Source organism: Micromonospora phytophila, from assembly GCF_023656545.1.
Lineage (GTDB): Bacteria > Actinomycetota > Actinomycetes > Mycobacteriales > Micromonosporaceae > Micromonospora > Micromonospora phytophila.
Genome location: NZ_JAMOKF010000051.1, coordinates 1 through 23,375 on the forward strand (window position 1 = coordinate 1; position 23,375 = coordinate 23,375).

Consider the following 23,375-nt stretch of genomic DNA (forward strand, 5'->3'; position numbering starts at 1 on the left):
GCGATCAGGTCGGCGGCGGCGTAGTTGCGGTCGGCCAGCAGCAGCATCCCGGGTCGCAGGCTGCGGGCGAGCTGGCGGGCTTGGTCGAGTTCACCGGTGGCGGCCGGGTCGAACACGGCGTCGATCACCGAGCGGGTGCCGCAGGACAACAGCGCGCTCAACCGCAGCTGCGGGTAGCCGGAACCGCCGTGGTTGCCTCGCTGTTTGCGGTAACGGCCGGTGTTAGCGGGCGAGTCCGCAACTGTCAGCAGGGTGCCGTCGATCGCCGCCACCAGCAGGCCCCGCCAGCGCACCTGCGTGGCGCTCGTGGCCGCCGGGCCGCGCAGCAGCTCGAACAACGCCTGCACCGGTTGCGGACCGAGCCGTTGCCGGGCCTGGCGCAGTGCGCTGCCGGTCGGCGACACCAGCGGCAAACCGGCCAGGCCGCTGGTCACTTGATCTGCTCGCCGCACAGGGCGAGGCCACCGCGACGGCGCTCGCCGAACAGCTTCCCGTCTCGCGGCAGGCGTTGGTCAAGCACCTGGCCGTCTTGGACGCCGCTGGGCTGGTTTCCGGCCGCCGGGTCGGACGCGAGGTGCGATACGCGGTACGACCCGCGGCCCTGAACGCGACGGCGCGGTGGATGAGCGCGCTCGCCGCCGATTGGGATCGACGGCTGGCGAACATCAAGCGCATCGCTGAGGCAGCGGAGCGGAATTCGCGCTAGCGATCCTCAGCCTTCAGCGCGCCAGGTATACAGCCAGCTCATCTGCACACCCTTCGAAAACAGGCCCTAACTTACCCACACACAGTGCGGACTCCCAGCGAGTGGGATCGAAAACCGGAAGGTTCACATGAAAGCCGTAGGCGTAACTAAGTTCGGTGGGCCCGAGGCGCTACACGTCATCAACCTACCGACCCCTGATGCCGGGCCAGGCGAACTGCGTATCCGGGTCCACGCGGCGGCTGTCAACGCGACTGACACTCTGGTGCGCAGCGGGGCACCATACGTCATCCCGATGACCTCTCGGCCCCCTTATGTTCCGGGAATGGACGCCGCGGGCGTGCTCGAGCAGATCGGCGAGGGAGTCGACACCGATCTGCGGATCGGCGAGCACGTGATGGCCGTCGTGTTGCCGTCCGAGACGCACGGCGCCTATGCGGAGCAGATCGTGGTGCCCGCCGAGTCAGTCGCCAGGGTCCCTGCCGGCGCGACCGACGCCGAAGCCGCGTCCTTACCGATGAACGGCTTGACCGCGCGCCTGGCGCTGGACACGCTCGACCTCGGGCCGGGCGCGACCATCGCGGTTACCGGCGCGGCTGGCGCGGTTGGCGGCTACGTCATCGAACTGGCCAAGGCGGACGGTCTGCGCGTCGTCGCCGACGCCGCGCCGCAGGACGAACCGCTTGTCAAGGAACTGGGCGCCGACATCGTGCTGCCTCGCGGGCCCGAGTTTCCGAAGCAGGTACGTGCAGCAGTGCCCGACGGCGTCGACGGGCTCGTTGACGGCGCCCTCCTCGACCAGCCCGCAGCCCGCGCCGTACGGGATGGCGGCCGGATCGCGACCGTCCGTGGATTTGAGGGCACCTGGGAACGCGGCATCACCTTCCAGCCCGTGTGGATAGCCCAGTACGCGCGCCAACAGGCGAAGCTCGACCGCCTCCGGCAGCAGGTGGAGGACGGCCAGGTTACGCTACGGGTCGCGCGGATCCTCCTGGCTGAGCAGGCCGCCGAAGCGCACCAACTCCTAGAAGCGGGCGGCGTCCGGGGACGGCTGATTCTGACGTTCTGACCAGGCCATGACTGAACCGCCGGAGCGACAGACTCCAACGGCGGCGGCTCGTTCCCATCCTGCGGCTCTGTAGAGTCTGTTGCCGCGGCGCGGGAGAGCCTCGTCTACCGATGCATGATCAACGACGCCACAGACGCCATGGCAGCGGGCCCGGGAGGACAACGGGGAACGGCAACGGGCTCCAGCGCGAACGACTCTCATCCCCCAGCCGGCTCTTCGGAGAAGTCAATTCCCGGACCCGCCGAAACCCAGGATAGAACTCTCCTCCCGGGTGTCTTGACACAGAGGGGAGCCAGGAGCGCGCGGTCAGCGGCCATGAGTGTGCGACAGAGCCAGTCACGCGACGGCGATAGCGCGCCCGGGGCCTCGCTGCCCAGCAAGCTGCGGTTGGCTCAGGAGTACAGGCTGAGCCCGCACGAGCGTCCGACAAGCGGTAGCGCTACTCCGGTCGGAAGGGCTCGTGATCGTGGAACCACCGCGCGGTATGTTCGTCCGAGCCGACGAGCCGACCGAAACGGTGACCCTCCTTGGCCCTCTGCTGATTCCACAGATGCTCACAGGCCTCGCCGGTAGCGATCCCGCCGCCTCTAGACGCCCTTCCGGCTCGTCGACCTACTACTCGCCGGTTAGCTCGGCGAGGGCGACGGCGCTCAGGAGTTCGGCAAGTGCGGGCTCCGTGGCGATGTTCAGCGGCTGTAGGTCGCCGGTGCGGGCTCGTTGGTTGAGCAGCAGCTCGGTGCTGGTGTCGTTGACGATCCGGGCAGCGTCTGCTGTCTGCCAGTGAACGCCGTTGAGTGACTGGCGGTCGAACTTGGCGGCAAGCAGGCAGGAGACACGGGGCCGGCCGTAGCTATCAGGCCCGTCCTGACGCAGCACGGCTAGGCGGGCGGAGGCGATTGCGGGTGCGACAGCAAGAGCTTCCCGCACGGTGACCAGCACTTGGCCGCACACGAACTGCTTGTAGTAGTCGGCGCGGTCGCGCTGCGGCAGCTTGCGTAGGGACAGGTTGCCCGCCTGGGTGGTGGTGGGCATGCGTTCGGGCACGACCTGGTCCACGCTGGGTACGAGCACCACGAGGGAGATCTCGTCGAGGGTGACGCCAACGGCGGCGCTGGGTGCTTCATTGTCCTCGAAAGCTTCCTCCAGCGTTTCCAGGACGACCTCGGGCGAGTTGCTGCACAGTTGCTGCCACCGCTGGTCGAGGTATTGCTGGCAGCCTGCCTGCTGCTCGCATCGGGTCGACCATTGCCGTTGCATCTCAGCCTCGGTCCACTCGGTGGCGAGCTGTTTGGCCCGAGCTCGTTTCGCGCCCTCGAAAAGACCGATGCCGGCCAGGGCGTGCTGTTCGTAGTGCTTGTAGATGCTTGCCCGGTCCGGGGGTGCTGGTTGCGGTGCGATGGGTCGGGTAGCTGCGGGGAACTCGACCCTGTGCAGCTCCAGGATGCGCAGGAAGGTCTGTGCCAGGCGTTGGGCCTCCTCGACTCGCTGGGCGTGTGCCGCTTGCCTCTGCTGAGCCGCGACCTGCCGCTGATAGGTCGCGGCCGATGTCGCTCGACCGCCGGACCGGCTGGAGCGGCGGCCGCCCCCGAGGGAGGTGTAGAAGCCGACGGGACCCACGCCAGTGGAGACGCCGGTGCGGCCGGCGCCGAAGTGCACCCGGGCCGCCCTCGGACCGACACTGGTGCGAATGCCGCGAGAGGAGGCCCGGATACGCACCCCGGGTGCCAGCTTGATGGAGAACCCCATCAGCCGACCGTAAACCCTGATGCTTGAGCGACCGTTCAGCCTGTTGCCTGACCGCTGCTCCGCCAACTGGTCGCTCCCGTGTCCCTAACGGGCATCCTCAGATGCCGGGGCCGGCACTATCGCGGATGGCGGTGGTTTCGGCTCGGGACCTTGTCAAATAATCGGCTCCTGCTCTTGGGGGCGGCGGCGGCAGCTACATCAAGTGCTGAACAGCAGCACCATGAGCGTCGGCCCGCCAACAGACGGGTAAGCGCTTCCCTTTCCTCTCCTGCATCCCCGCCGACGTGCTGTCGAACGCTCGGGACAGGCTCCTGCCCTCGGGCGAGTGGTGAGCAGCAGAAACAGAACCCCGTGACCGTCGGTCGAAATGCTGATACACATCGTGGCCGACCGGCCGGTGCCAAACGTTGACACTGGTCAGCACACTCGGACAGGTGACGTACCAGCCTCCGCAGGACCCTTGGCAAGAGCCAACGCCTCCACCACCCCCGCCCCCACCGCCCTACCAGCCGCAGGCCGGGTACGGCAGCCAGGTACCGCCGTACCCGACGGCGCAGTTCCCAGCAGCTACGGACTGGAACCAGGCGCCGGCGCGGCGGAAGGCGTCCAAAGGCAAGATCGCGCTCATCAGCGCAGGGGTGCTGGTCATGCTGTGCTGCGGGGTGCCCGGCATCGTCGCCCTTGTCTCCCCCACCAGCTCCGACAAGGACGCCACCACCCAGCCGGCCCCGACTATTCAGGCCGCGGATGCCCAGTCGACTGCAGCGGCGGCAGACCTCGCCGCCACGCCATCAACATCGCCGACTGCGGTGACCCCCACGGCTGCCGCCACCCCAGTGGTCACGACCCGGACCGTCACCGAGACGCAGAAGATCGCGTACCAGACCAGGACCGTCAACGACTCCTCGCTACCCAAGGGAACCAGAAAGGTGACCACCCGCGGGGTCGCGGGAGTCAAAACGCTCACCTACCAGGTGACCCTGACTGACGACGTCCAGACAGCCAAGAAGCTGGTCCGCTCGCAAATCACCAAGGCACCCGTCACCCAGGTCGTCAGGGTCGGCACCAAGGTCACGCAACAGTGCGACCCGAACTACAGCGGCGCCTGCGTACCTATCGCCAGCGACGTCGACTGCGCCGGCGGCAGCGGTGACGGCCCCGCCTACGTCGAGGGGCCTGTTCGCGTGGTCGGCAGCGATATCTACCGCCTGGACCGAGACGGCGACGGCATCGCCTGCGACACGTGACGCAACACAGGCAGGTGCGGAGGAAGATTTGCGCCTGCCTCCGCACGGCTCATTCCTATGCCCCGGCCAGCGGCGAATCTCATCCCCTGACAAGCGGTACGCGGAGTGGCAGTGGCGGCAGTAGAGGCATGGTTTTGGGTGGACCGATCGACGGGTGACTAATGCCGGTGGAGGTGACAACCGAGGACCGGTTGCAGCGGATGATCGAGGAGCTTCGACGGATGCGGGAGCAGTGCGAGCCCAAGTCCAACCAGAATCCTCGGTACCTGCGGTACTCCAACGCCGTGTCGGCACTGCGATGGATCATCGACGACCTAGCCAAGGAACGGGCGACGCAGCCGTTGGCGCCTGACGACGTGTCGGCGGGCTAGAGCGCTTCGTCCCGAACGCCCCTGCGGTGCATCGTCTGCTGCCATCCGCTGTCATCCCGTACCTCTTAGCTCGGCTACGACCCCGCCTGCTGTCGTGGCGCGTCGCCCGCAGGCGACGCGTTCGCTGCCTTCTTGCTGCTTCCGGTAGTGGTTGAGGCGGGCGCGTCCTGACCCTGAACCTATGGATTACCGGCAAGGTGGTCGATGGACCGCGACTGTTTGTCCGGCCAGCTATGGTGCAACATTGGCGGATTGCTCGATGCGGGGTGCAGTGCGAATGATCAGGAAACCGAGACCGAGCTCATCGGCGGCATCGAGCACGCCGAGATCAGGATCGTCGACTACGACCCGCGCTGGCCGGATGCCTTCGCGACCCACGCTGACCGCATCCGCCGCGCGCTGGGACCGGCGGCCCGCGCGGTCGAGCACATCGGCTCTACCTCGGTGCCTGGCCTCGCCGCGAAACCGATCATCGACATCCTTGTGACAGTCGACGACGTCGAGCGTGAGGACGAGTACGTCACGGCACTCGACGCTGCGGGTTACGAGCTGCGTGTTCGGGAGCCCGGACACCGCATGATGCGCACACCCACCCGCCACGTCCACATCCATATCCTCCAGCCCGAGGACCCGGCCTGTGACGATTATCGGCTCCTGCGGGAGTGGCTGCGCCGGGACTCGGCGGATCGGGCACTCTATGCAGCGACCAAACGTGACCTGGCCAGGCGCGACTGGACAGACACGAACGCCTATGCCGACGCCAAGACAGACGTCATCACTCAAATCAATAACCGCGCTCGATCAGCACGTATCTGAGGCGATACGTTAGGCCCCCGGCAAGCTCGACAGACGGCTGCCGTGAACATGACTGCTACCCCCGGCACGGCGGACCGTCCGCGCCAGGCCCTGCACCCGCTCCCCGCCCTGACAACTCCCGGTGAGATGGAGACGTATCCGGCGGGCGTCTGACGAGCGTTAGGAAGGGCCCCTTGTACAACGCCAGGGTTGACAAGGGCCCTTCCTTTCACGTCAGGCGTGGGCGGTTTCCTTCTCCCGCAGGTGGTGGCGCAGGCCCTCGCCCTCGATGTCGACCTTGGGCAGGGCCCGGTCGAGCCAACGCGGCAGCCACCAGGCCTTGTCCCCGAGCAGGGACATGACGGCCGGCACGATCGTCATCCGGACCACGAACGCGTCGATCGCGACGCCGACCGCGAGTGCGAAGCCCATCGACTTGATGGTCGGTTCGTCCATGAAGATGAAGCCGCCGAAGACCGAGATCATGATGATCGCGGCGGCGGTGACCACCCGGGCGCCGTGGCCCATGCCGTTGATCGTCGCCTGCTGGGCGGTGTCGCCGTGGACGAAGTCCTCCCGCATCCGGGAGACCAGGAAGACCTCGTAGTCCATGGCGAGGCCGAAGAGGATGCCGATCAGCAGGATCGGCAGGAAGCTGATCAGCGGACCGGGGGTGTCCAGGCCGACCAGGTCGGCGAGGTGGCCCTGCTGGAACACTGCCACGGTGATGCCGAAGGTCGCGGCGACGGTGAGCAGGAAGCCCAGCGCGGCCTTGACCGGCACCAGCAGCGAGCGGAAGACCAGCATCAGCAGCAGCACCGACAGCCCGACCACCAGCAGCAGGTAGACCGGCATCGCGTCGGCAAGCTTCTCAGAGATGTCGATGCCGTTTCCACTGTGGGTAACCGAGTGGCTGCGGGCGCCCTGCCGGCGCTGTCCTTCGAGTTCACCACCATCGAACGGGATCTGGCCGCGCACTGCCTGGACCGGCTCACCCGGCTGGGCTTCACCAGGTTCACCGTGGCGCTCGGCGACGAAATGGCGTTCGCCCTTGATGGCTGGCGGCCGGCGGGCGAGGTGGCGGCGTACCTGCGGGCGTTGCCCCACGAGGCCAACTCGGGCGACGACTACGCCCGCGCCCGGCCCGCCTGACCCGCCTGGCGGACGTCAGGCAGCGGCGAAGGCGGCGAGCCGGTCCAGGCCGGCCGGCTCGGTCATCGGATCACGGTAGGCGCCGGCCGCCCCCGGACGATCCGGTTTCCTCGCATCGACGCTGGTCACACCCTGGATCGGCCGCGCTGTCCAGGGGCAGTTTTTTCAGGTTTCGAACTTAGTCATGTTTCGTTACCCGTCCGTTATTGACGTGACGGCCGCCACTTCGGTTGACTGCGACGGAACCGCTTCCGCAACCGGTTCCGAAGCAACGCCTCACCTCTTCGACCCGGGAGCGTCACGTGCCGATCACCATCGCCGACGTCGCTACCCGCGCGGGGGTGAGCAAGACGACGGTCTCCCGGGTGCTCAACGGCAAGGGCGAGGTGCACGTCCGCACCGCCGACCGGGTCCGCGCGGTCATCAACGCCCTCGGGTACGTGCCGAGCGCCCGCGCGGTCGGCCTGGCCCGCGGGCGCACCCGGGTGGTCGGCATGCTGGTGCCCGCCCTGACCTGGCCCTGGATGGGCGAGGTGCTCCAGGGCGCGGCCGACGTGGTCGAGGCCGAGGGGTATGGCATGCTGCTGTTCACCTGCACCCACGGCGACGAGTCGATGCGGCGGTTCGCCTCCCAGGTCTCCGCGAAGTCCTTCGACGGCCTGCTCGTGGTCGAGCCGGAGGGCACCCTCGACTACATCACCGAGCTGCACGAGCGCGGACTGCCGGTCATCCTCATCGACGACCGCGGCCACCAGCCCGGCTTCCCGTCGGTGCGCACCACCAACGAGTCCGGCGCGCGAGCCGCGGCGGCGCACCTGCTGGCGCACGGGCGGAAGCGGCCGCTGGTCGTCACCGGCCTGAGCCGCTTCGGCTGCACCCGGGAGCGGCTGGCCGGCTTCGCGGATGGCTACGCCGACGCGGGCATGCCCATCGACCCCGCCCTCGTCGTGGAGGGTGACTTCACCTTCGAGTGCGGGCGGGTCGCGGTGGAACGCCTGCTCGCCGACGGCGTGCCGTTCGACGCCGTCTTCGCGCACAACGACCTCTCCGCCGCCGGGGCGCTCCAGGCGCTGCGCGACGCCGGCCGGCGGGTTCCGGACGACGTGGCGGTGGTCGGCTTCGACGACCTGCCCCTGGCCGGGCACACCCACCCACCGCTGAGCTCGGTCCGCCAGCCGTTGCGGGAGATGGGGGCGGCCGCCGCCCGCACCCTCATCGCCCACCTCGCCGGCACGCCGCTGCCCGACACCCCGACCGTCATTCCCACCAGCTTCACCGTCCGCGCCTCGACCGGCACCACCTGACCTCTCCACCGCTGTATCCACCACCCACACCGGCGGGAGCACCGCGCCCACCGGTGGCAACACCGCACACCCTCCATCCACCACATCCCGCTCGAGGATTGCGGGAGCACCGAGGGAGACCTCCATGAGAAGAAGGCAGTTCCTCGCCGTCGCGCTGGCCGGCGCGATGGCCACCGGCGTCGCCGCGTGCGGCGACAGCCCGAACGCGAACAAGAAGAACGGCCAGGCGGCCACGGTGCTGAACGTCGGCATGCCGAACGGCCCGCAGGCCGAGAACAACAACCCGTTCCTCACCACGTCCGCCGCAGCCTCGCTGGGCTACCGCTGGCAGATCTTCGAGCCGCTGATGATGTGGAACCCGGTGAAGCCGGCCGACCCGTTCAAGCCGTGGCTGGCGACCAAGGCCGAGTGGTCGTCAGACTACGCCTCGGTCAAGGTCACTATCCGAGACAACGCCACCTGGTCAGACGGGCAGAAGGTCACCGCCGAGGACGTCGCCTTCACCTACAACCTGGTCAAGAAGTACCCGGCGCTCAACGACCAGGGCGTGCCCTACACGGACGCGACCGCCAGCGGCAACGAGGTCACCATCAAGATGGCCAGCCCGCAGTTCGTGAACCAGCAGAAGGTGCTGTGGCGGGTGCCGATCGTGCCCAAGCACATCTGGGAGAAGATCAGCGACCCGACGACCGACACCGTCAAGCAGCCGGTCGGCAGCGGCCCTTACACCCTGAAGTCGTTCACCCCGGCCAGCATGACCCTGGCGGTGCGCGACAGCGGCTACTGGCAGGACCTGCCGAAGGTCAAGGAGCTGCGCTACACCTCCTACACCGACAACAGCGCGCAGACCACCGCGCTGGCCAACGGCGAGTCGGAGTGGAGCTTCGTCTTCATCCCCAACTACCAGACCGTCTTCGTGGCCAAGGACCAGGAGCACCACAAGATGTGGGCGCCCGCGATCCTGGGCATCCACGGCCTCTACCTCAACACCACGAAGAAGCCGTTCGACGACCCGACGCTGCGCCGGGCCATGAACATGGTCATCGACCGCCAGGACATCTTCACCACGGCCGAGGCCGGGTACTTCCACCCGCTGGTGAAGAGCGTGACCGGCCTGCCCAGCCCAGCCGGTGACGCGTTCATCGCGTCGGAGTTTAAGGGCCAGGAGCACAAGGTCGACGTCGAGGGCGCCAAGGCGCTGCTCACCGGCGCCGGCTACAAGCTCGAGGGCAACACCCTCAAGGACAAGACCGGCAAGGCCGTCACGGTCAAGCTGACCGACCCGGCCGGGTGGTCCGACTACCAGACGAGCCTCGAGATCGTGAAGGACAACCTGTCGAAGATCGGCATCGCCGCGACGGTCGACAAGGCCAACCAGGACGCCTGGTTCCGCAACGTCGAGCAGGGCAACTTCGAGGCGACCTTCCGGTGGACCGAGGGCGGCGCCACGCCGTACGACATCTACCGGACGGTCATGGACGGCCGGCAGCTCAAGCCGATCGGCACCGCCTCCCCCGCGGGCAACTTCGGCCGCTTCAACAACCAGCAGGCGACCGACGCCCTGGTCGCCTACGCGAACGCCACCGACGAGGCGGCCCGCACCGCCGCGATGAGCACGCTGCAGAAGGTCTTCGTCGAACAGATGCCGATGATCCCGGTCGGCGCGGACAACATCGGTGGCGCGTACAGCACGAAGAACTGGACCGGTTGGCCGGACGACTCGAACCCGTACGGCGCCCTGCAGCCCACCCAGCCCAACGCGCTGGACGTGGTCCTGCACCTGAAGCCCGCCGGTAGCTGACCCCCGCACCGCCTCCCCGGTCGGCCCCGGCCGACCGGGGAGGCGGCACCCGAGGTTCGTGACCCCGCAATCCCAGACAGGAACTCGGCATGACGTTGAGCGAGAGCGCGGCGGCGCCGGCCGACGAGGTGGTGCTGGAGGCCGTCGGCCTGACCAAGCACTTCTCCGTCCGCAGGCGGCTGCGTGACCTCTTCTCCCGGACGCCGGCAGTCGTGCACGCCGTCGACGACGTATCGTTCGCGCTGCGTCGCGGCCAGGTGACCGCGCTGGTCGGGGAGTCCGGCTCCGGCAAGTCCACAGTGGCCCGGCTACTGGCTCAGATCTACCCCCGCACCGCCGGCGACCTCCGCCTGCACGGCACGTCGACCAGGGTGCGCGGCGGTCGTCCGTTCCGGTCGTACGTGCGGCGGGTCCAGCTGATCCTGCAGGACCCGTTTGCGTCGTTGAACCCGGTGCACACCGTCCGCTACCACCTCACCCGGTCGCTGCGGATCCACGGCAACGCCGGGCGCGGCGCCGAGGAGCTGGACGCGGCCCTCGGCAAGCTGCTCACCCGGGTCAGCCTCACCCCGCCCGAGCGCTACCTGGACGCCTTCCCGCACGAGCTCTCCGGCGGCCAGCGGCAGCGCGTCGCCATCGCCCGGGCGCTCGGCGCCGACCCGGAGGTGCTCCTCGCCGACGAGCCGGTCTCCATGCTCGACGTCTCGATCCGCCTCGGCGTGCTCAACCTGCTCCAAGACCTCAAGGAGCGGCTCAACATCGCCATCCTCTACATCACGCACGACATCGCCTCGGCCCGCTACTTCGCCGACGAGACGATCGTGATGTACGCCGGCCGGATGGTCGAGGGCGGCGACAGCGAGACCGTCACCCAGAACCCGGCCCACCCGTACACCCGGCTGCTCACCGATTCGGCGCCAGACCCCGAGCGCATCACCGGCGACGGCGCCGGCGTCGACGCGGCCGCCGGGGAGGACCGCGGTCAGGGCGAGCCGCCGAGCCTGATCACCCCGCCCGCCGGCTGCCGGTTCCACCCCCGGTGCCCGCACGCCATGCGGCGCTGCACGGCGGACCTGCCGCCACGGCTGACCATCGGCGACCGGCTCGGCCACTGGGCGGCCTGCTGGCTCTACGACCCGGCCACCGTCGCCGCCGACACTCCCGGCTCCGCCGCGCCCGACGCCGAACCGGCGGTGCCACCGCCCCCGGCGGCGGTCGAGCGGGACGACACCCCCACCCTGGGGGAGACACGATGAGATTCCTCCTGCAGCGCACGGCCTTCTACCTGTTCACCGCATGGGCGGCCATCACGCTCAACTTCTTCATCCCGCGGTTGGTCCCGGGCGACCCGGTGCAGTCCCTCATCTCGCGCAACCAGGGCCGGATCAGCGCTGACGCCATCGAGTCGCTGCGCGTGCTGTTCGGGCTGGACGCGAACGAGAACGTCTGGGAGCAGTACCTGCACTACTGGGGACAGCTCCTCCACGGCGACCTGGGGCTGTCGTTCACCTTCTTTCCGGCGCCGGTGTCGACGGTGATCGGCGACAGCCTGCCGTGGACGGTCGGCCTGGTCGGCATCACCACGATCATCAGCTTCCTCCTCGGCACCGCGCTCGGCGTCGGCGCCGGCTGGCGGCGCGGCTCCTGGGTCGACGGACTCCTGCCGGCCACCACGTTCCTGTCCTCGATCCCGTACTTCTGGCTGGGCCTCGTCGCCATCGCCCTGTTCGCCGGCCCGGGAAGCTTCTTCCCGTCCTCCGGCGGCTACGAGCCGGGCCTCGTGCCGGCCTTCGACCAGTACTTCATCCCGAGCGCGATCCAGCACAGCATCCTGCCCGCCGCCACCATCCTGGTCTCCTCGATGAGCGGGTGGATCCTCAGCATGCGCAACATGATGGTCACCGTCTCCTCGGAGGACTACATCACGGTCGCCCACGCGAAGGGGCTGTCCGAGCGCCGGGTCGCCCTCAGCTACGCGGCCCGCAACGCGCTGCTGCCCAACGTCTCGGGCTTCGCCCTGTCGCTCGGGTTCATCGTCGGCGGCACGCTGCTGGTGGAGATCGTCTTCTCCTACCCCGGGCTCGGCTACCAGCTCTTCCAGGCCGTCGGCGCCAAGGACTACCCGCTGATGCAGGGGATCTTCCTGATCATCACGATCTCCGTGCTGGTGGCGAACCTGCTCGCCGACGTCGCGTACCTGCTTCTCGACCCGCGGACCCGAAAGAGCTGAGCGATGACAATCTCACCGTCGAGCATCGAGCAGGTCATCCCCGGTCAGGGGGCGATGGCCCAGCCGTCGGCCGCGCCGGGCCGGGCGAAGCGGCGCCAGTTCCGGTTCATCGCCAACGCCAAGGCCGCCACCGGGCTGGTAATCCTGGGCATCTACTGCCTCTTCGCGGTGATCGGGCCGTGGGTGGCGCCGTACAACCCGGACGCGCGCAGCGGCGACGTGCTCCAGGCGCCGTCGCTGCGGCACTGGTTCGGCACCACCCACCTCGGTCAGGACATCTTCAGCCAGATCCTGGTCGGCGCGCGCAGCGTCATGGTGGTGGGACTGGTCGCCGGTGTGCTGGCGACGGTCCTGTCCATCCTCATCGGCGTGACCGCCGGCTACATCGGCGGCGCGGCCGACGAGGGCCTGTCGGCCCTGTCCAACGTGTTCCTGGTCATCCCCGCGCTGCCGCTGATCATCATCGTGACGTCGATCGTCGAGCAGGCCAGCGACACGCTGGTCGCGCTCATCATCGGCTGCACCTCGTGGGCGTGGGGCGCCCGGGTGCTACGCGCCCAGACATTGTCCCTGCGGCGCCGCGACTACGTCGAGGCGGCCCGGGCCACCGGCGAGCGGACGTGGCGCATCATCCTGTTCGAGATCCTGCCCAACCTCACCGCGATCATCGCGTCCGGCTTCGTCGGCACCGTCATCTTCGCCGTCATGTCGGAGATCACCCTGGCTTTCATCGGCATCTCGTCGATCTCATCCTGGAACTGGGGCACCATCCTGTTCTGGGCCCAGGGCCAGCAGGCCCTCGCGCAAGGCGCCTGGTGGTGGTTCGTCCCGGCCGGGCTGGCCATCGCGCTGCTCGGCACCGCCCTCGCCCTGATCAACTTCGGCATCGACGAGTTCGTCAGCCCCCGGCTGCGCAGCGCCGGCAGGACCCGGATCCGCACCGCCGACGGCCGGACCGTGCGGATGCGGGTCGGCTTCACCCCCGTGCTGGCCCCGACCCCGTCCGTCCCGACGCCACGGGCTGCCACCACCCGAGAGGACGTTGTGCGATGAGCGATCCGGTGCTGGAGATCCGCGGGCTGCGCGTCGACTACGGGCTCGGCGACGCGGCGGTGCACGCCGTCCGCGACGTCGACCTGACCCTGCACCGGGGCGAGGTGCTGGGGCTGGCCGGCGAGAGCGGCAGCGGCAAGTCCACCCTGGCGTACGGGCTGACCCGGCTGCTGCCACCGCCCGGCGTGGTCAGCGGCGGCCAAGTGATCTACCACCCGGTCGACGGCCCGCCGGTCGACGTGCTGACCCTCACCCCCGCGCAGCTGCGGCAGTTGCGCTGGGCGGAGACCTCGATCGTGTTCCAGGGCGCGATGAACTCGCTCAACCCGGTGCACAAGGTCTCCACCCAGCTGCTCGACGTGATCAAGGCGCACGAGCCGACGACCACGGCGGCGGGCCGGCTGGCCCGGGCCCGGGATCTGCTCCGCCTGGTCGGCATCGCCGCCGACCGGCTGGACAGCTACCCGCACCAGCTCTCCGGCGGCATGCGGCAGCGCGTGATGATCGCCATGGCGCTGGCGCTGGAGCCGCAGGTGGTCATCATGGACGAGCCGACCACCGCGCTGGACGTGGTGATGCAGCGGCAGATCCTCGGCCAGCTCGCCGAGCTGCGGGAGCGGCTGGGCTTCGCGGTGCTGTTCATCACCCACGACCTGTCGCTGCTGGTCGAGTTCTCCGACCGGATCGCCATCATGTACGGCGGCCGGATCGTCGAGGAGGCGCCCGCCGCGCAGCTGTACCGGCGGGCCCTGCACCCGTACACGGAGGGGTTGCTGCATTCCTTCCCGGCGCTGCGCGGCCCGCGCCGCGAGCTGACCGGAATCCCCGGCTCGCCGCCGGACCTGCGGGCCATGCCGGAGGGCTGCGCGTTCCACCCGCGCTGTCCGAAAGCCTTCGACCCGTGCGAAAAGAAGGTGCCGGCGCTGGGCCCGCCCATCGACGGCGACCCGGGCCGGGACGTCGCCTGCTGGCTGCACCCGGCCGCCGCACCGGTTCCCCATTGACCCCCTTCCGTCCGACCGAACGACCCGCTACCGCGAGGAGAACCATGGACACCGACCTCACCCGTCCGACCACCGACGGCTCCAGGTCGCCGGGCGGCGTCAGCCGCACCGAGCTGGAGTCGTCGCACGGGCAGGCCGACCCGATCGACACCCTCCCGCCGGCCTTCCGGTGGGGGGTGGCGACCTCGTCGTACCAGATCGAGGGTGCGGTGGCCGAGGACGGCCGGACGCCGTCGATCTGGGACACCTTCTGCCGCGTGCCGGGCGCGGTGGCCAACGGCGATCACGGCGACGTGGCCTGCGACCACTACCACCGGATGCCGCAGGACGTGGCGCTCATCGCGGACCTGGGCCTGGACACCTACCGGTTCTCGGTGGCGTGGCCGCGGGTGCAGCCGGGCGGGCGCGGGCCGGCCAACCCGGCCGGGCTCGCCTTCTACGACCGCCTGGTGGACGAGCTGCTCGGCCGCGGCATCGACCCGTGGGTGACGCTCTACCACTGGGACCTGCCGCAGGAGCTGGAGGACGCGGGCGGCTGGCCGAACCGGGACACCGCCTACCGCTTCGCCGACTACGCGGAGCTGGTCTTCGCCGCCCTCGGTGACCGGGTGAAGACCTGGACCACGCTGAACGAGCCGTGGTGCTCGGCGATGCTCGGGTACGCGTACGGCCTGCACGCCCCGGGCCGGCGGGACCTGGGCGACGGGATCGCCGCGGCGCACCACCTGCTGCTCGGGCACGGGCTGGCGGTGCAGCGGCTGCGCGCGGCGGCGGCCACCCCGATCGAGCTTGGCCTGACGGTCAACCTGTCCACCGCCGACCCGGCCACCGACAGCGCGGCCGACCGGGACGCCGCCCGGGCCGCCGACGGGCTGGGCAACCGGCTCTACCTCGATCCGGTGTTCCGTGGCTCCTACCCGGAGGACGTGGTGGCCGACCTGGCCGCCGAGGAGGTCCGCGTCCCGGTGCAGGAGGGCGACCTGGAGGTCATCTCGGCCCCGATCGACGTGCTCGGCGTGAACTTCTACTTCGGGCAGGTCCACTCCGGGGTGGACGAGCAGGGCCGGGACCGGGACGAGCACGGCAAGCCGGTGCGCCGGGTGATCCGCCGGGACCTGCCGCGCACCGCGATGGACTGGGAGATCGTGCCGGAGTCCTTCACCGAGCTGCTGGTCCGGCTGCACCGGGACTACCCGGGCGTGCCGCTGGTGATCACCGAGAACGGGGCGGCCTTCGACGACAAGCCGGACGCCGACGGGTTCGTGGCCGATGACGACCGGGTGGCGTACCTGACCGAGCACCTGCGGGCGGTGGCCCGGGCCCGGCAGGCCGGCGCGGACGTGCGCGGCTACTTCGCCTGGTCGCTGCTGGACAACTTCGAGTGGGCGTACGGCTACGACAAGCGGTTCGGCATCGTCCGGGTGGACTACGACACCCAGCGGCGTACGCCGAAGCGCAGCGCGCAGTGGTACCGCGACACCGTCCGGCAGGTGCGCGGGGAGCGCTGACCCGGCCGCTCGGGGCGGCCGCGCGGGATCTCCCGGGCGGCTGCACTGGCGTCCACCGCACTCGCGAAACTCGTGTCGTAGCCGATCGTTTTGTTGTCCGGCGTGCAGCTTCGGTACAACTTCCGCGTCTACCCGACCCTGTGCAGCAGCAGGCGTTGGCGCGGGCGTTCGGATGTGCTCGGGTGGTGTTCAACGACGGGCTGCGCGCGCGGCGGGAGGCCCGGGTGGCCGGGTTGCCTTACGTCTGTGACGGGGATCTGCCGAAGCGGGTCATCACGCAGGCCAAGCGCACTCCCGAGAGGGCGTGGCTGGGTGAGGTTTCGGCGGTCGTTCTGGAGCAGGCCCTCGCGGACCTGAACGTCGCGGACCGGAACCTCTTTGCCTCACTGTCCGGCCGACGCAAGGGGCGCAAGGTGGCGCCGCCACGGTTCCGGTCGCGCAAGGACAACCGGCAGGCCATCCGGTTCACCAAGAACGCGAGTTTCAAGGTGCTGGACAAAGGCCGGCTGCGCCTGCCGAAGATCGCGACGTGACCGTGCGGTGGTCCCGGCATCTGCCGGCCAGCCGGTCCAGCGTGACAATCATCAAGGATGCGGCCGGTCGACATTTCGCCTCGTTCGTGGTGACCGTCACGGGCGAGCCGCTGCCGCCGGCCAAGGCCGAGGTGGGCATCGATCTGGGTTTGACTCACTTCGCGGTGTTGTCCGATGGCACGAAGGTCGCGGCTCCGAGGTTCCTGCGCCGGGCCGCGCAGGCTGCGCCGGCTGCAGCAGGGTCTGTCCCGCAAGCAGCGGGGCAGCAACAACCGCACGAAGGCCGTCGTCAAGGTGGCGAAGGCGCACGCTCGGGTGGCCGACACCCGGCGGGACTGGCAGCACAAGCTCTCTCCACACGGATCATCCGCGACAACCAAGCGGTGTACGTCGAGGACCTGTGCGTTGCCGGTCTCGGCCGGACCCGGCTGGCCAAGTCCGTGCACGACGCCGGCTGGGCGTCGTTCGTCGGGATGCTGAGGTACAAGGCCGCCCGATACGGGCGCATCTTTGCCCGCATCGACCGGTTCGCGCCCACGTCGCAGACGTGCTCGGCGTGCGGCCGTGTCGACGGACCCAAGCCGAAGAACGTCCGGTCGTGGACCTGCCCATGCGGGGCAGCCCACGACCGGGACGTCAACGCGGCGCTCAACGTGCTCGCGGCGGGACGCGCCGAGAGCCCAAACCTGTGGAGCGCGGGTAGGACCAGCACCCGTGCCCGCACCGCGCGAAGAAGCAGGAATCCACCCGATGGTTGCGCGCTACCACGCTCGCAGCCGGAGGGAATCTCCATACTTCATCGCGGAGAGAACGTCAAACGATCGAGTACTACACAAACATTCCTCGGGCACCTGACGACACTTCCGGCACCGGAGGCAGCTCCGACGCTCGCCCGATTAATCAAAGCGCCCGAGTACCGCAACCCGGACCCATCCAGAGGTGCTGCTTGCGCAATATCGACAGTGCAGCCAGTCGGTGAAAAGGTGGCCTTCCCGCCACTCCTTTGCCCCGCCGAGGGCATGGAAGACGCAGATCTGGAGCTGCAGCGGGGCCAACCAGAAGTGGAGCCTCGCGTCCTGTGCCGGGGCCGGGGCGGCGGCACTCCCGCCGCCGGCCCGGTGGCTCAGCGGGTCCGCGACCGGGGCAGCCGCGCCGGCGCCAAGGTCACCCGGACGGCCGGCTCGCGCGGCACGCCGCCGTCGCGCAGCAGCCGGGCCATTGGCAGGGTGGCCGCGCCCATCGCGACCGCGTCCGGTCCGAGCCGGCACAGCTCGATCGAGGTCTGGGCGTACGGCTGGCGCAGCGCGTGCCGCGCGGTGACCTCGCGGATCTGCGGCAGGTAGCGCTCGCCCAGGGCCAGGCCGGCCCAGCCGCCCAGCACCACCCGGTCGGGGTTGAACAGGTTCACCAGGTTCGCCACCCCGGCGCCGAGGTAGCCGACCGTCTCGTCGAGCACCTTGGCGGCGGTGCGGCTGGTGGCGCGCAGCAGCTCGCCGAAGGCGGTCTCCTCGTCGCCGCCGGTCGCCGGGCGACCACGGTTGGCCTGGCGGAACCGGTCGAGCACCCCTTCCGCCCCGACGTACGCCTCGAGGCAGCCGAGGTTGCCGCAGCGGCAGCGGCGGCCCCCGTACACGATGGTGGTGTGCCCCCACTCGCCGGCGCTGCTGTGCGCGCCGCGGTAGCCCACGCCGTCGGCCACCACGCAGGCCCCGACGCCGGAGCCGACCAGGGCAACGACCGCGTGCGGGACGCCGCGGCCGGCGCCGAACCACATCTCGGCCTGGCCGAGGGTCTTCGCGCCGTTGTCGATGTGCATCGGGATGTCGGTGCCGGCGCGCAGCATGGCGCCGAGTGGCACGCCGTCCCAGCCGAGGGTCTGCGCGTGCACCACGGCGTCGGCGGCGCGCTCGACGGTGCCGGAGACGGCGACGCCGAAGCCGAGCACCGCCGCCGGGTCGATGCCGGCCTGCTCGATCACCGCGGTGAGACCGTGCAGCAGGTGGTCGGTGACCTGCCGGGGGTCGGGCTCAGCGGCGGCGATCGGGTACTCCGCCTTGGCGAGGGCGGTCATCGCCAGGTCGAAGAGTTCGACCTGCACCCGGGTCTCGCCGACGTCGGCGCCGACCAGGTAGCCGTAGCCGGGGGCGACCCGCAGCAGCACCCGCGGGCGGCCGCCGTCGGACTCGACCGAGCCGGCCTCCTCGACCAGGCCCTCGGCGATCATCTCGCCGACCAGGTTGCTCACGCTGGCCAGGCTCAGCGCGGTGGACTGCCCCAGCTCGTGCCGGCTCAGCGGGCCGTCCAGCCAGATCCGGGTGAGCAGGACCGACCGGTTGGCACGACGCATGTCGCGCACGGTGGTGCGTTTGGCGTCCACGTCCGCCGCCATCCTCTCCCGGCCGCCCCCGGCGGCCTGCTTCACGCCGTGAACCAAGTGCTGACAGACTACTGCGCATTACATTTAACAAAGTTAACTGCCAGAGTCCAGCACATTGATGAGAAGCTATGTCATGCGACTCGGACGTGGGTTGACCGCCGCGCTCGGCGGCGTCGCGCTGCCACGACACGGCCGCTGACGACGCCCGCCGCTGACATGGTGCGAACCCGGTCCTTGCCTCCGCCTTCGCCCCGCACCGATTCCACGACACCATCGCCGCAATGGCGGACAGCCGAGACGAGTCGCATCCAGAAGACAGAGGCACGTGCTGGCCCGCGCTCAACTCGCCGATTGCGATACCAAGCTCGCCCGTCACCGGGCAGCTCTCGAAGCCGGCGCCGATCCCAAGATCGTCACTGAATGAATCGCTAAGGTTGAGGCCGATCGCCGCCGCGCCCTCGCAGTGCTGAACGAGCCCAAACCGAGGTCCGCTCTCAGGAAGAGCCGTGAACAGATCAGGGAACTCGTCCAGCAACTGGGCGACATCGCCGCCGCCTTGGGCGAGGCCGACTCAGCCGACCGCGCAGCGGTCTACCGGCAACTCCGACTGCGGCTGACCTACAACCCGCAACAACAGAAAGTCCGCGTCCAGGCACAGCCTGTCGCGGACTTTCATGAGGAAGTGGATCGTGTCCGAGGGGCGATTGAGCCCCAACTACATAATCACGTTGGTAGCTGAACTCCCGTTATCTTGAGGTAGGTGGCCGGCAGGTCGACGTCGTTCCAGCCGGCGACGCCGCTCGGCGTACGATCTGGGTCAGGAGGTGGAGACATGGCCAGCGGCAATGGCGGCCCGCCTGGGTCACGGTACGTGGACCAGCGGCACTTCGTGGTCGCCGCCACCCTGTCCGACCTGCGCGGTCCGGTTCGCGGTGTGGTGACACTCGATCGGTGGCTGGACTGGTCCGGCGACAGCACCTACGACCTAGACGACGCCGGCGATCTGCAGCTGATGTATCAGACGGTGCTGAACCAGGCTAATTCGGTCGCGGACCTGTGCCGATGGTTGCACGGCCCGACGCTGCGCCGCTTGTGGCCAAGCTTGTGGCTCCCGGCCCGGCTGCGGGCGTTGTGGCAGGCGCGCTTTCCTGAACTGACCACGCCGCCGCAGGCGCTGGCCGGGTAGGAGTGGATCAGGTACACCTCCGCCTGGCGGAGATCGGGTTGCGGGTCGCTGCCCGCTACGGATTCGCGTTGGCCGGCGGCTACGCCGTTGCTGCCCACGGCATCCTGGACCGGCCGAGCGAGGACGTCGACCTGTTCACGGCGTGGGAGCGACGTGGCGAGTTCACCGCAGCGGTGGACGCCGTCGTCGACGGTTACCGCGGCGGCGGGTATTCCGTCGAGGTGACGCAGCGGTTCGACACCTTCGCCCGGCTCGCGGTCACCGATCCCGCTCAACCTGAGCATCCGTACAAGGTCGAGCTGGCGGCCAACTGGCGCGCATTGGCGCCGGTGATGATGGACGTCGGGCCGGTGCTGCACGCCGACGACGTCGTTGCGGGCAAGATGTCCGCCCTGTACACGCGCGCCGAGCCCCGCGACTTCCTGGACATCGACGCGGCGCTCATGACCGGTCGCTACACCCGCACGCGGCTGTGCGAGCTGGCCGAACAATCCGACGCGGGGTTCGACCGGCGCATCCTGGCGGACCTGTTCGGAATGCTGGAGCGCTACCCGGACCGCCGTTTCGCCGCCTACGGTGCCGGCTCCGCCCACATCAGCGAGATGCGCAAACGCTTCGCGCAGTGGCGCGAAGAACTTACCGCTAACCTGCCGTAGCGTTGTTCGAAAGGTGCGACGCGCAAGCCCAGGCGGCGGTACCGCCAGCGCGGCCTGTATCAATGGATGCGTGACCGCGACCTCGACCGATCGAGCGACCGCTGGCTGCGCGTGCGGTTGCGCCGCGGCGTCGATCAGCGCAAGCTCGCGGCGGTCTGCCGACGAGTTGGCGTTGATCCCGGCGGAACTGGCGGCCCTGCGAGCCAAGGTGGCGCGGCTGGCCCCGGATCCGCTGGGGCGCTGGCGCGGGAGCGATCGGTGCCGCCGCACCTGTTGGCGCGCGGGAGCAGCCGAGCGGGTGGCGTTGTTCCCGTCGTTATTCGTCAATCGCGACGATGTGTACGCCCAGCGGTGGGAGAAGAACGGCCGCAAGGGCTGGTACCTGCAACTGGAACGGCTCCCGGGCCATACGTAGCAGGAAGCCACTGACGCCTGCCGGTACCGACCGCTGACCGACGCGGTGCTCCACGACCACCTGGCGGGATCATTCCTCGGCCAGGCGCCGGGCCAGCCGGGCGGCGTTGAGTTCGCCGATGACCGCGTCGACGGCGGCCTTGTCGGTGAGGTCGACACCCCGGGAGGTCAGCTCCGCGGCGATCTGCTTGGCCGGTCCCCAGGCGGACTCGTCGTCCGCCGCGGCGAGGAACTCGGGAAGGTAGGTGTCGACCGCCGCAACCACCGGCTCGATCCACCCAGCGTCGACCTCTCGCCGGCCCAGCGCGAACCGCACCCAACGGCGCAACGCCTCGGGAAGAACCTCCCGCTGTGCGTCGTCGAGAAAGGTCTTGCGGGGCAGCCAGTCGCCCAGGAACAACGCGACCCACCCGGGGCTCCACGCCAGCAGACCGGGTGTGATGTACCCGTGGCCGTAGTCGACGAAGATGTCGGCCAGCGACCGCACCACCTCCGGATCCACGTCGCCACCGCCCGACACGTCCGCACCCGCGGCGCCGGGCGGGTACACCTCCGCGACGAACGCGTCGATCAGCTCCTGCCGCTGCTGCTCGGGCAGCTCAGACGCGTCCGGCCAGTCCGGCAGGTACTCCCGACAGCGCGACCAGGCCAACGCCCGTACCTCGACATAGTCCTCGTCGTCGTGGCGTGGCCAGTACATGTCGGTAGTCCGCAAGGCACCAGCCAAGTCCGCCAGCACGTGCGGCACCGGTACCTCGACCACCGGCATCGGCACATCCTCCGTGTCGCGGGTTTGCGACCAGTACTGCGCCGCGCCCTCGCGCAGGACACCCAGTTTGGCCACCATCGTCCCGCCCGGCTCGGTGACCTGCGCCATCAGCGTATGCCGCCCCGCGTGGGGGTCGCTGGATTCGTACTCGATGAACAGCACCCGCTCGCTGTCCCACACATCCACCGCGCGATGCGCCCGTACCGGAGCGAACCCCGGGACGGAGAGCCACGACGGCGCCGGCTGGCTCTCCACCAGGATTTCCACCGTCCCATCCAGTAACGACCACTCGTCCGGCGGCACCACCCGCCGGAGCGCGGCGACGGCGGCCAGGGCGTGCGGCGACGGACGCGAGCAGGCCCGACCCACCACCTCCATGCACAACCCATGCTCCGCTTGTCGCTCCCCCAGGTCAGCGCCCAGCCATGCCTGCCCCAGCCAACCGCTGGCCCAGACCTCGGCATCCAACGCATCCGGCGCCGCTGCGACCGACCGCGCGTCACGTAGGACATGGTCAGACAGACGCAGCTGACGCACCGGTCCCTGACGCTTGCGTTGCGGCCGGCCCCGCCCGGCAGGACGGCCACGGCTCTTCGGACTCACCGCGCCAGTTCACCACATCAACAGGAGCGGTTGTGAACGGACACGTCTGACTAGGGTGGTACCGATGGAGAGGGTGAACCGGGCGCAGTTCCACGCGGCGCTGGCGCCGTTGAGCCAAGATCAACTACGCAAGGTGCTGTGGACGCTGTACTGGCGAGGCCCCGCCGCCGTGCGGGAACGTATCGAGGCCGAACTGATCCCGAACGCGCCGGCGCCTCGCCCCGCCAGAGCGGACCCCGCGCCGGACCAGGTGCTGGCTGAGATACGCCAGTTCGCCGCGCTGGCCCGAGGCGGTTCGTACCTGGCCGGAGACCGGCGGGTCAAACCGAGTGAACGCACCCGCTGGCGCTTCACCTTCAAGCGGCTGGTCACCCAGGCCCGCGACGCGCTGCGCGTCGACGCCACCGGCGACGGTGCGACAGGCATGGAGATCCTGATCGACCTGGCCTGCGAGATGCGTGACCACGACTACTTCCGCTCCGAAGATCCGGTGGAAGCCGCCGGGCTGGTGGTCTCCGACGAGGTGGCACTGCTGTGGACCCGGCTCCGCGACCGGCTGGACCCGATCACGTTCGCGCAGCGGACGACGGGCAGCTGATCCGGTGGGAGTCGCGGTTCGGCTGGACCCGCAGCGGCTACGGCACCATCGCGGCGCGGGAGACCCCGCTGGCACAGGTCATGGCCGGGATGCTGCCCGTACCGGATGCCTGGGCCCCGATCGCAGACAGCTGACTCGAAAATCGGTGAGTGAGTGGGCAGGCGGCAGCGCCCGGCGTAGCGCAGCGGAGCCGGGCTCGTGGTTTGGTGCGGTCAGGCAGCGGCGGGTTGTTCGGGTTGAGGCTGAAGGTTGACCT

The 23,375-nt window shown here is 69.6% G+C and carries 22 protein-coding genes and 4 pseudogenes; 20 read left to right on the forward strand and 6 right to left on the reverse strand.

The window, feature by feature from the left end; all coding sequences use genetic code 11:
• A partial coding sequence (locus NCC78_RS09775; protein ID WP_250793638.1) for a transposase occupies positions 1-434 on the reverse strand: 434 nt, incomplete at its 3' end.
• Between NCC78_RS09775 and NCC78_RS09780 the strand changes: the two genes are divergently transcribed.
• The gene (locus NCC78_RS09780; RefSeq protein WP_250793640.1) at positions 383-706 is read left to right on the forward strand and encodes an ArsR/SmtB family transcription factor; all 324 of its coding nucleotides are present in this window, start codon (positions 383-385) and stop codon (positions 704-706) included. The genes NCC78_RS09775 and NCC78_RS09780 overlap by 52 nt on opposite strands.
• A gap of 127 nt (positions 707-833) precedes the next feature.
• Complete coding sequence (locus NCC78_RS09785) at positions 834-1,772, forward strand: quinone oxidoreductase family protein (RefSeq protein WP_250793643.1); 939 nt, start codon at positions 834-836, stop codon at positions 1,770-1,772.
• A 615-nt stretch (positions 1,773-2,387) separates the two neighbouring features.
• On the opposite strand, the gene NCC78_RS09790 is transcribed toward NCC78_RS09785, so the two are convergent.
• Together NCC78_RS09790 and NCC78_RS32025 are read right to left on the reverse strand one after the other, a co-directional pair.
• Positions 2,388-3,518, reverse strand: a complete 1,131-nt coding sequence (locus NCC78_RS09790) for a DUF4236 domain-containing protein (protein WP_250793645.1) — start codon at positions 3,516-3,518, stop codon at positions 2,388-2,390.
• A 502-nt stretch (positions 3,519-4,020) separates the two neighbouring features.
• A complete protein-coding gene (locus tag NCC78_RS32025; RefSeq protein WP_284706276.1) occupies positions 4,021-4,146 on the reverse strand; it encodes a hypothetical protein in 126 nt (41 codons plus the stop codon).
• Between the two features lie 19 nt (positions 4,147-4,165).
• Here NCC78_RS32025 and NCC78_RS09795 point away from each other — a divergent pair, with 19 nt between their 5' ends.
• The 3 genes from NCC78_RS09795 (at position 4,166) to NCC78_RS09805 (ending at position 5,952) form a co-directional block, all read left to right on the forward strand.
• On the forward strand, positions 4,166-4,765 hold the full coding sequence (locus NCC78_RS09795; protein ID WP_250793675.1) for a G5 domain-containing protein: 600 nt from the start codon (positions 4,166-4,168) through the stop codon (positions 4,763-4,765).
• Positions 4,766-4,932: 167 nt separating this feature from the next.
• On the forward strand, positions 4,933-5,136 hold the full coding sequence (locus NCC78_RS09800) for a hypothetical protein (RefSeq protein ID WP_250793647.1): 204 nt from the start codon (positions 4,933-4,935) through the stop codon (positions 5,134-5,136).
• Between the two features lie 204 nt (positions 5,137-5,340).
• On the forward strand, positions 5,341-5,952 hold the full coding sequence (locus tag NCC78_RS09805) for a GrpB family protein (RefSeq protein ID WP_250793649.1): 612 nt from the start codon (positions 5,341-5,343) through the stop codon (positions 5,950-5,952).
• A 213-nt stretch (positions 5,953-6,165) separates the two neighbouring features.
• On the opposite strand, the pseudogene NCC78_RS09810 reads toward NCC78_RS09805, so the two are convergent.
• A pseudogene (locus NCC78_RS09810) lies at positions 6,166-6,819 on the reverse strand (MMPL family transporter); the annotation flags it as partial.
• 36 nt (positions 6,820-6,855) lie between these two features.
• On the opposite strand from NCC78_RS09810, the pseudogene NCC78_RS09815 reads away from it, so the two are divergent.
• The 11 genes and pseudogenes from NCC78_RS09815 to NCC78_RS32495 all read left to right on the forward strand — a co-directional run.
• Positions 6,856-7,083 (forward strand): annotated as a pseudogene (locus tag NCC78_RS09815) (FkbM family methyltransferase); the annotation flags it as partial.
• A gap of 302 nt (positions 7,084-7,385) precedes the next feature.
• Positions 7,386-8,387: a LacI family DNA-binding transcriptional regulator gene (locus tag NCC78_RS09820; RefSeq protein ID WP_250793651.1), complete on the forward strand. Its 1,002-nt coding sequence runs from the start codon at positions 7,386-7,388 to the stop codon at positions 8,385-8,387.
• A 124-nt stretch (positions 8,388-8,511) separates the two neighbouring features.
• The gene (locus NCC78_RS09825) at positions 8,512-10,188 is read left to right on the forward strand and encodes an ABC transporter substrate-binding protein (protein WP_250793653.1); all 1,677 of its coding nucleotides are present in this window, start codon (positions 8,512-8,514) and stop codon (positions 10,186-10,188) included.
• 89 nt (positions 10,189-10,277) lie between these two features.
• Positions 10,278-11,444 carry an ABC transporter ATP-binding protein gene (locus NCC78_RS32485; protein ID WP_372495100.1) on the forward strand — a complete coding sequence of 389 codons (1,167 nt, stop codon included), beginning with the start codon at positions 10,278-10,280 and terminating at the stop codon, positions 11,442-11,444.
• Complete coding sequence (locus tag NCC78_RS09840) at positions 11,441-12,418, forward strand: ABC transporter permease (protein ID WP_250793655.1); 978 nt, start codon at positions 11,441-11,443, stop codon at positions 12,416-12,418. Before NCC78_RS32485 ends, NCC78_RS09840 begins: the two co-directional genes overlap by 4 nt.
• 3 nt (positions 12,419-12,421) lie before the next feature.
• Positions 12,422-13,471, forward strand: a complete 1,050-nt coding sequence (locus NCC78_RS09845) for an ABC transporter permease (RefSeq protein WP_250793657.1) — start codon at positions 12,422-12,424, stop codon at positions 13,469-13,471.
• On the forward strand, positions 13,468-14,475 hold the full coding sequence (locus tag NCC78_RS09850) for an ABC transporter ATP-binding protein (RefSeq protein WP_250793658.1): 1,008 nt from the start codon (positions 13,468-13,470) through the stop codon (positions 14,473-14,475). Before NCC78_RS09845 ends, NCC78_RS09850 begins: the two co-directional genes overlap by 4 nt.
• A gap of 44 nt (positions 14,476-14,519) precedes the next feature.
• Complete coding sequence (locus NCC78_RS09855) at positions 14,520-15,983, forward strand: GH1 family beta-glucosidase (RefSeq protein ID WP_250793661.1); 1,464 nt, start codon at positions 14,520-14,522, stop codon at positions 15,981-15,983.
• 140 nt (positions 15,984-16,123) lie between these two features.
• Positions 16,124-16,516: a helix-turn-helix domain-containing protein gene (locus NCC78_RS09860; protein WP_284706277.1), complete on the forward strand. Its 393-nt coding sequence runs from the start codon at positions 16,124-16,126 to the stop codon at positions 16,514-16,516.
• Positions 16,517-16,690: 174 nt separating this feature from the next.
• Positions 16,691-16,858, forward strand: a pseudogene (locus tag NCC78_RS32765) (hypothetical protein); the annotation flags it as partial.
• Positions 16,852-17,166 (forward strand): annotated as a pseudogene (locus NCC78_RS32495) (RNA-guided endonuclease InsQ/TnpB family protein); the annotation flags it as partial. The pseudogenes NCC78_RS32765 and NCC78_RS32495, both read left to right, overlap by 7 nt.
• Positions 17,167-17,639: 473 nt before the next feature.
• Here the strand turns inward: NCC78_RS32495 and NCC78_RS09865 are convergent.
• Positions 17,640-18,950 carry an ROK family transcriptional regulator gene (locus tag NCC78_RS09865; protein ID WP_250793665.1) on the reverse strand — a complete coding sequence of 437 codons (1,311 nt, stop codon included), beginning with the start codon at positions 18,948-18,950 and terminating at the stop codon, positions 17,640-17,642.
• A gap of 775 nt (positions 18,951-19,725) precedes the next feature.
• On the opposite strand from NCC78_RS09865, the gene NCC78_RS09870 reads away from it, so the two are divergent.
• From NCC78_RS09870 to NCC78_RS09880, 3 genes are all read left to right on the forward strand, one after another.
• A complete protein-coding gene (locus NCC78_RS09870; RefSeq protein WP_250793667.1) occupies positions 19,726-20,079 on the forward strand; it encodes a hypothetical protein in 354 nt (117 codons plus the stop codon).
• Positions 20,080-20,081: 2 nt separating this feature from the next.
• Entirely contained in the window at positions 20,082-20,735 is a 654-nt protein-coding gene (locus NCC78_RS09875; protein ID WP_250793669.1) for a nucleotidyl transferase AbiEii/AbiGii toxin family protein, read from the forward strand.
• 70 nt (positions 20,736-20,805) lie between these two features.
• Positions 20,806-21,150, forward strand: coding sequence for a TOTE conflict system archaeo-eukaryotic primase domain-containing protein (locus NCC78_RS09880; protein ID WP_250793672.1), 345 nt, complete (start codon positions 20,806-20,808; stop codon positions 21,148-21,150).
• 69 nt (positions 21,151-21,219) lie between these two features.
• Here NCC78_RS09880 and NCC78_RS09885 read toward each other — a convergent pair whose 3' ends face one another.
• On the reverse strand, positions 21,220-22,296 hold the full coding sequence (locus NCC78_RS09885) for a hypothetical protein (protein WP_250793673.1): 1,077 nt from the start codon (positions 22,294-22,296) through the stop codon (positions 21,220-21,222).
• A 289-nt stretch (positions 22,297-22,585) separates the two neighbouring features.
• On the opposite strand from NCC78_RS09885, the gene NCC78_RS09890 reads away from it, so the two are divergent.
• A complete protein-coding gene (locus NCC78_RS09890; RefSeq protein ID WP_250793674.1) occupies positions 22,586-23,119 on the forward strand; it encodes a hypothetical protein in 534 nt (177 codons plus the stop codon).
• Positions 23,120-23,375 lie beyond the last annotated feature (256 nt).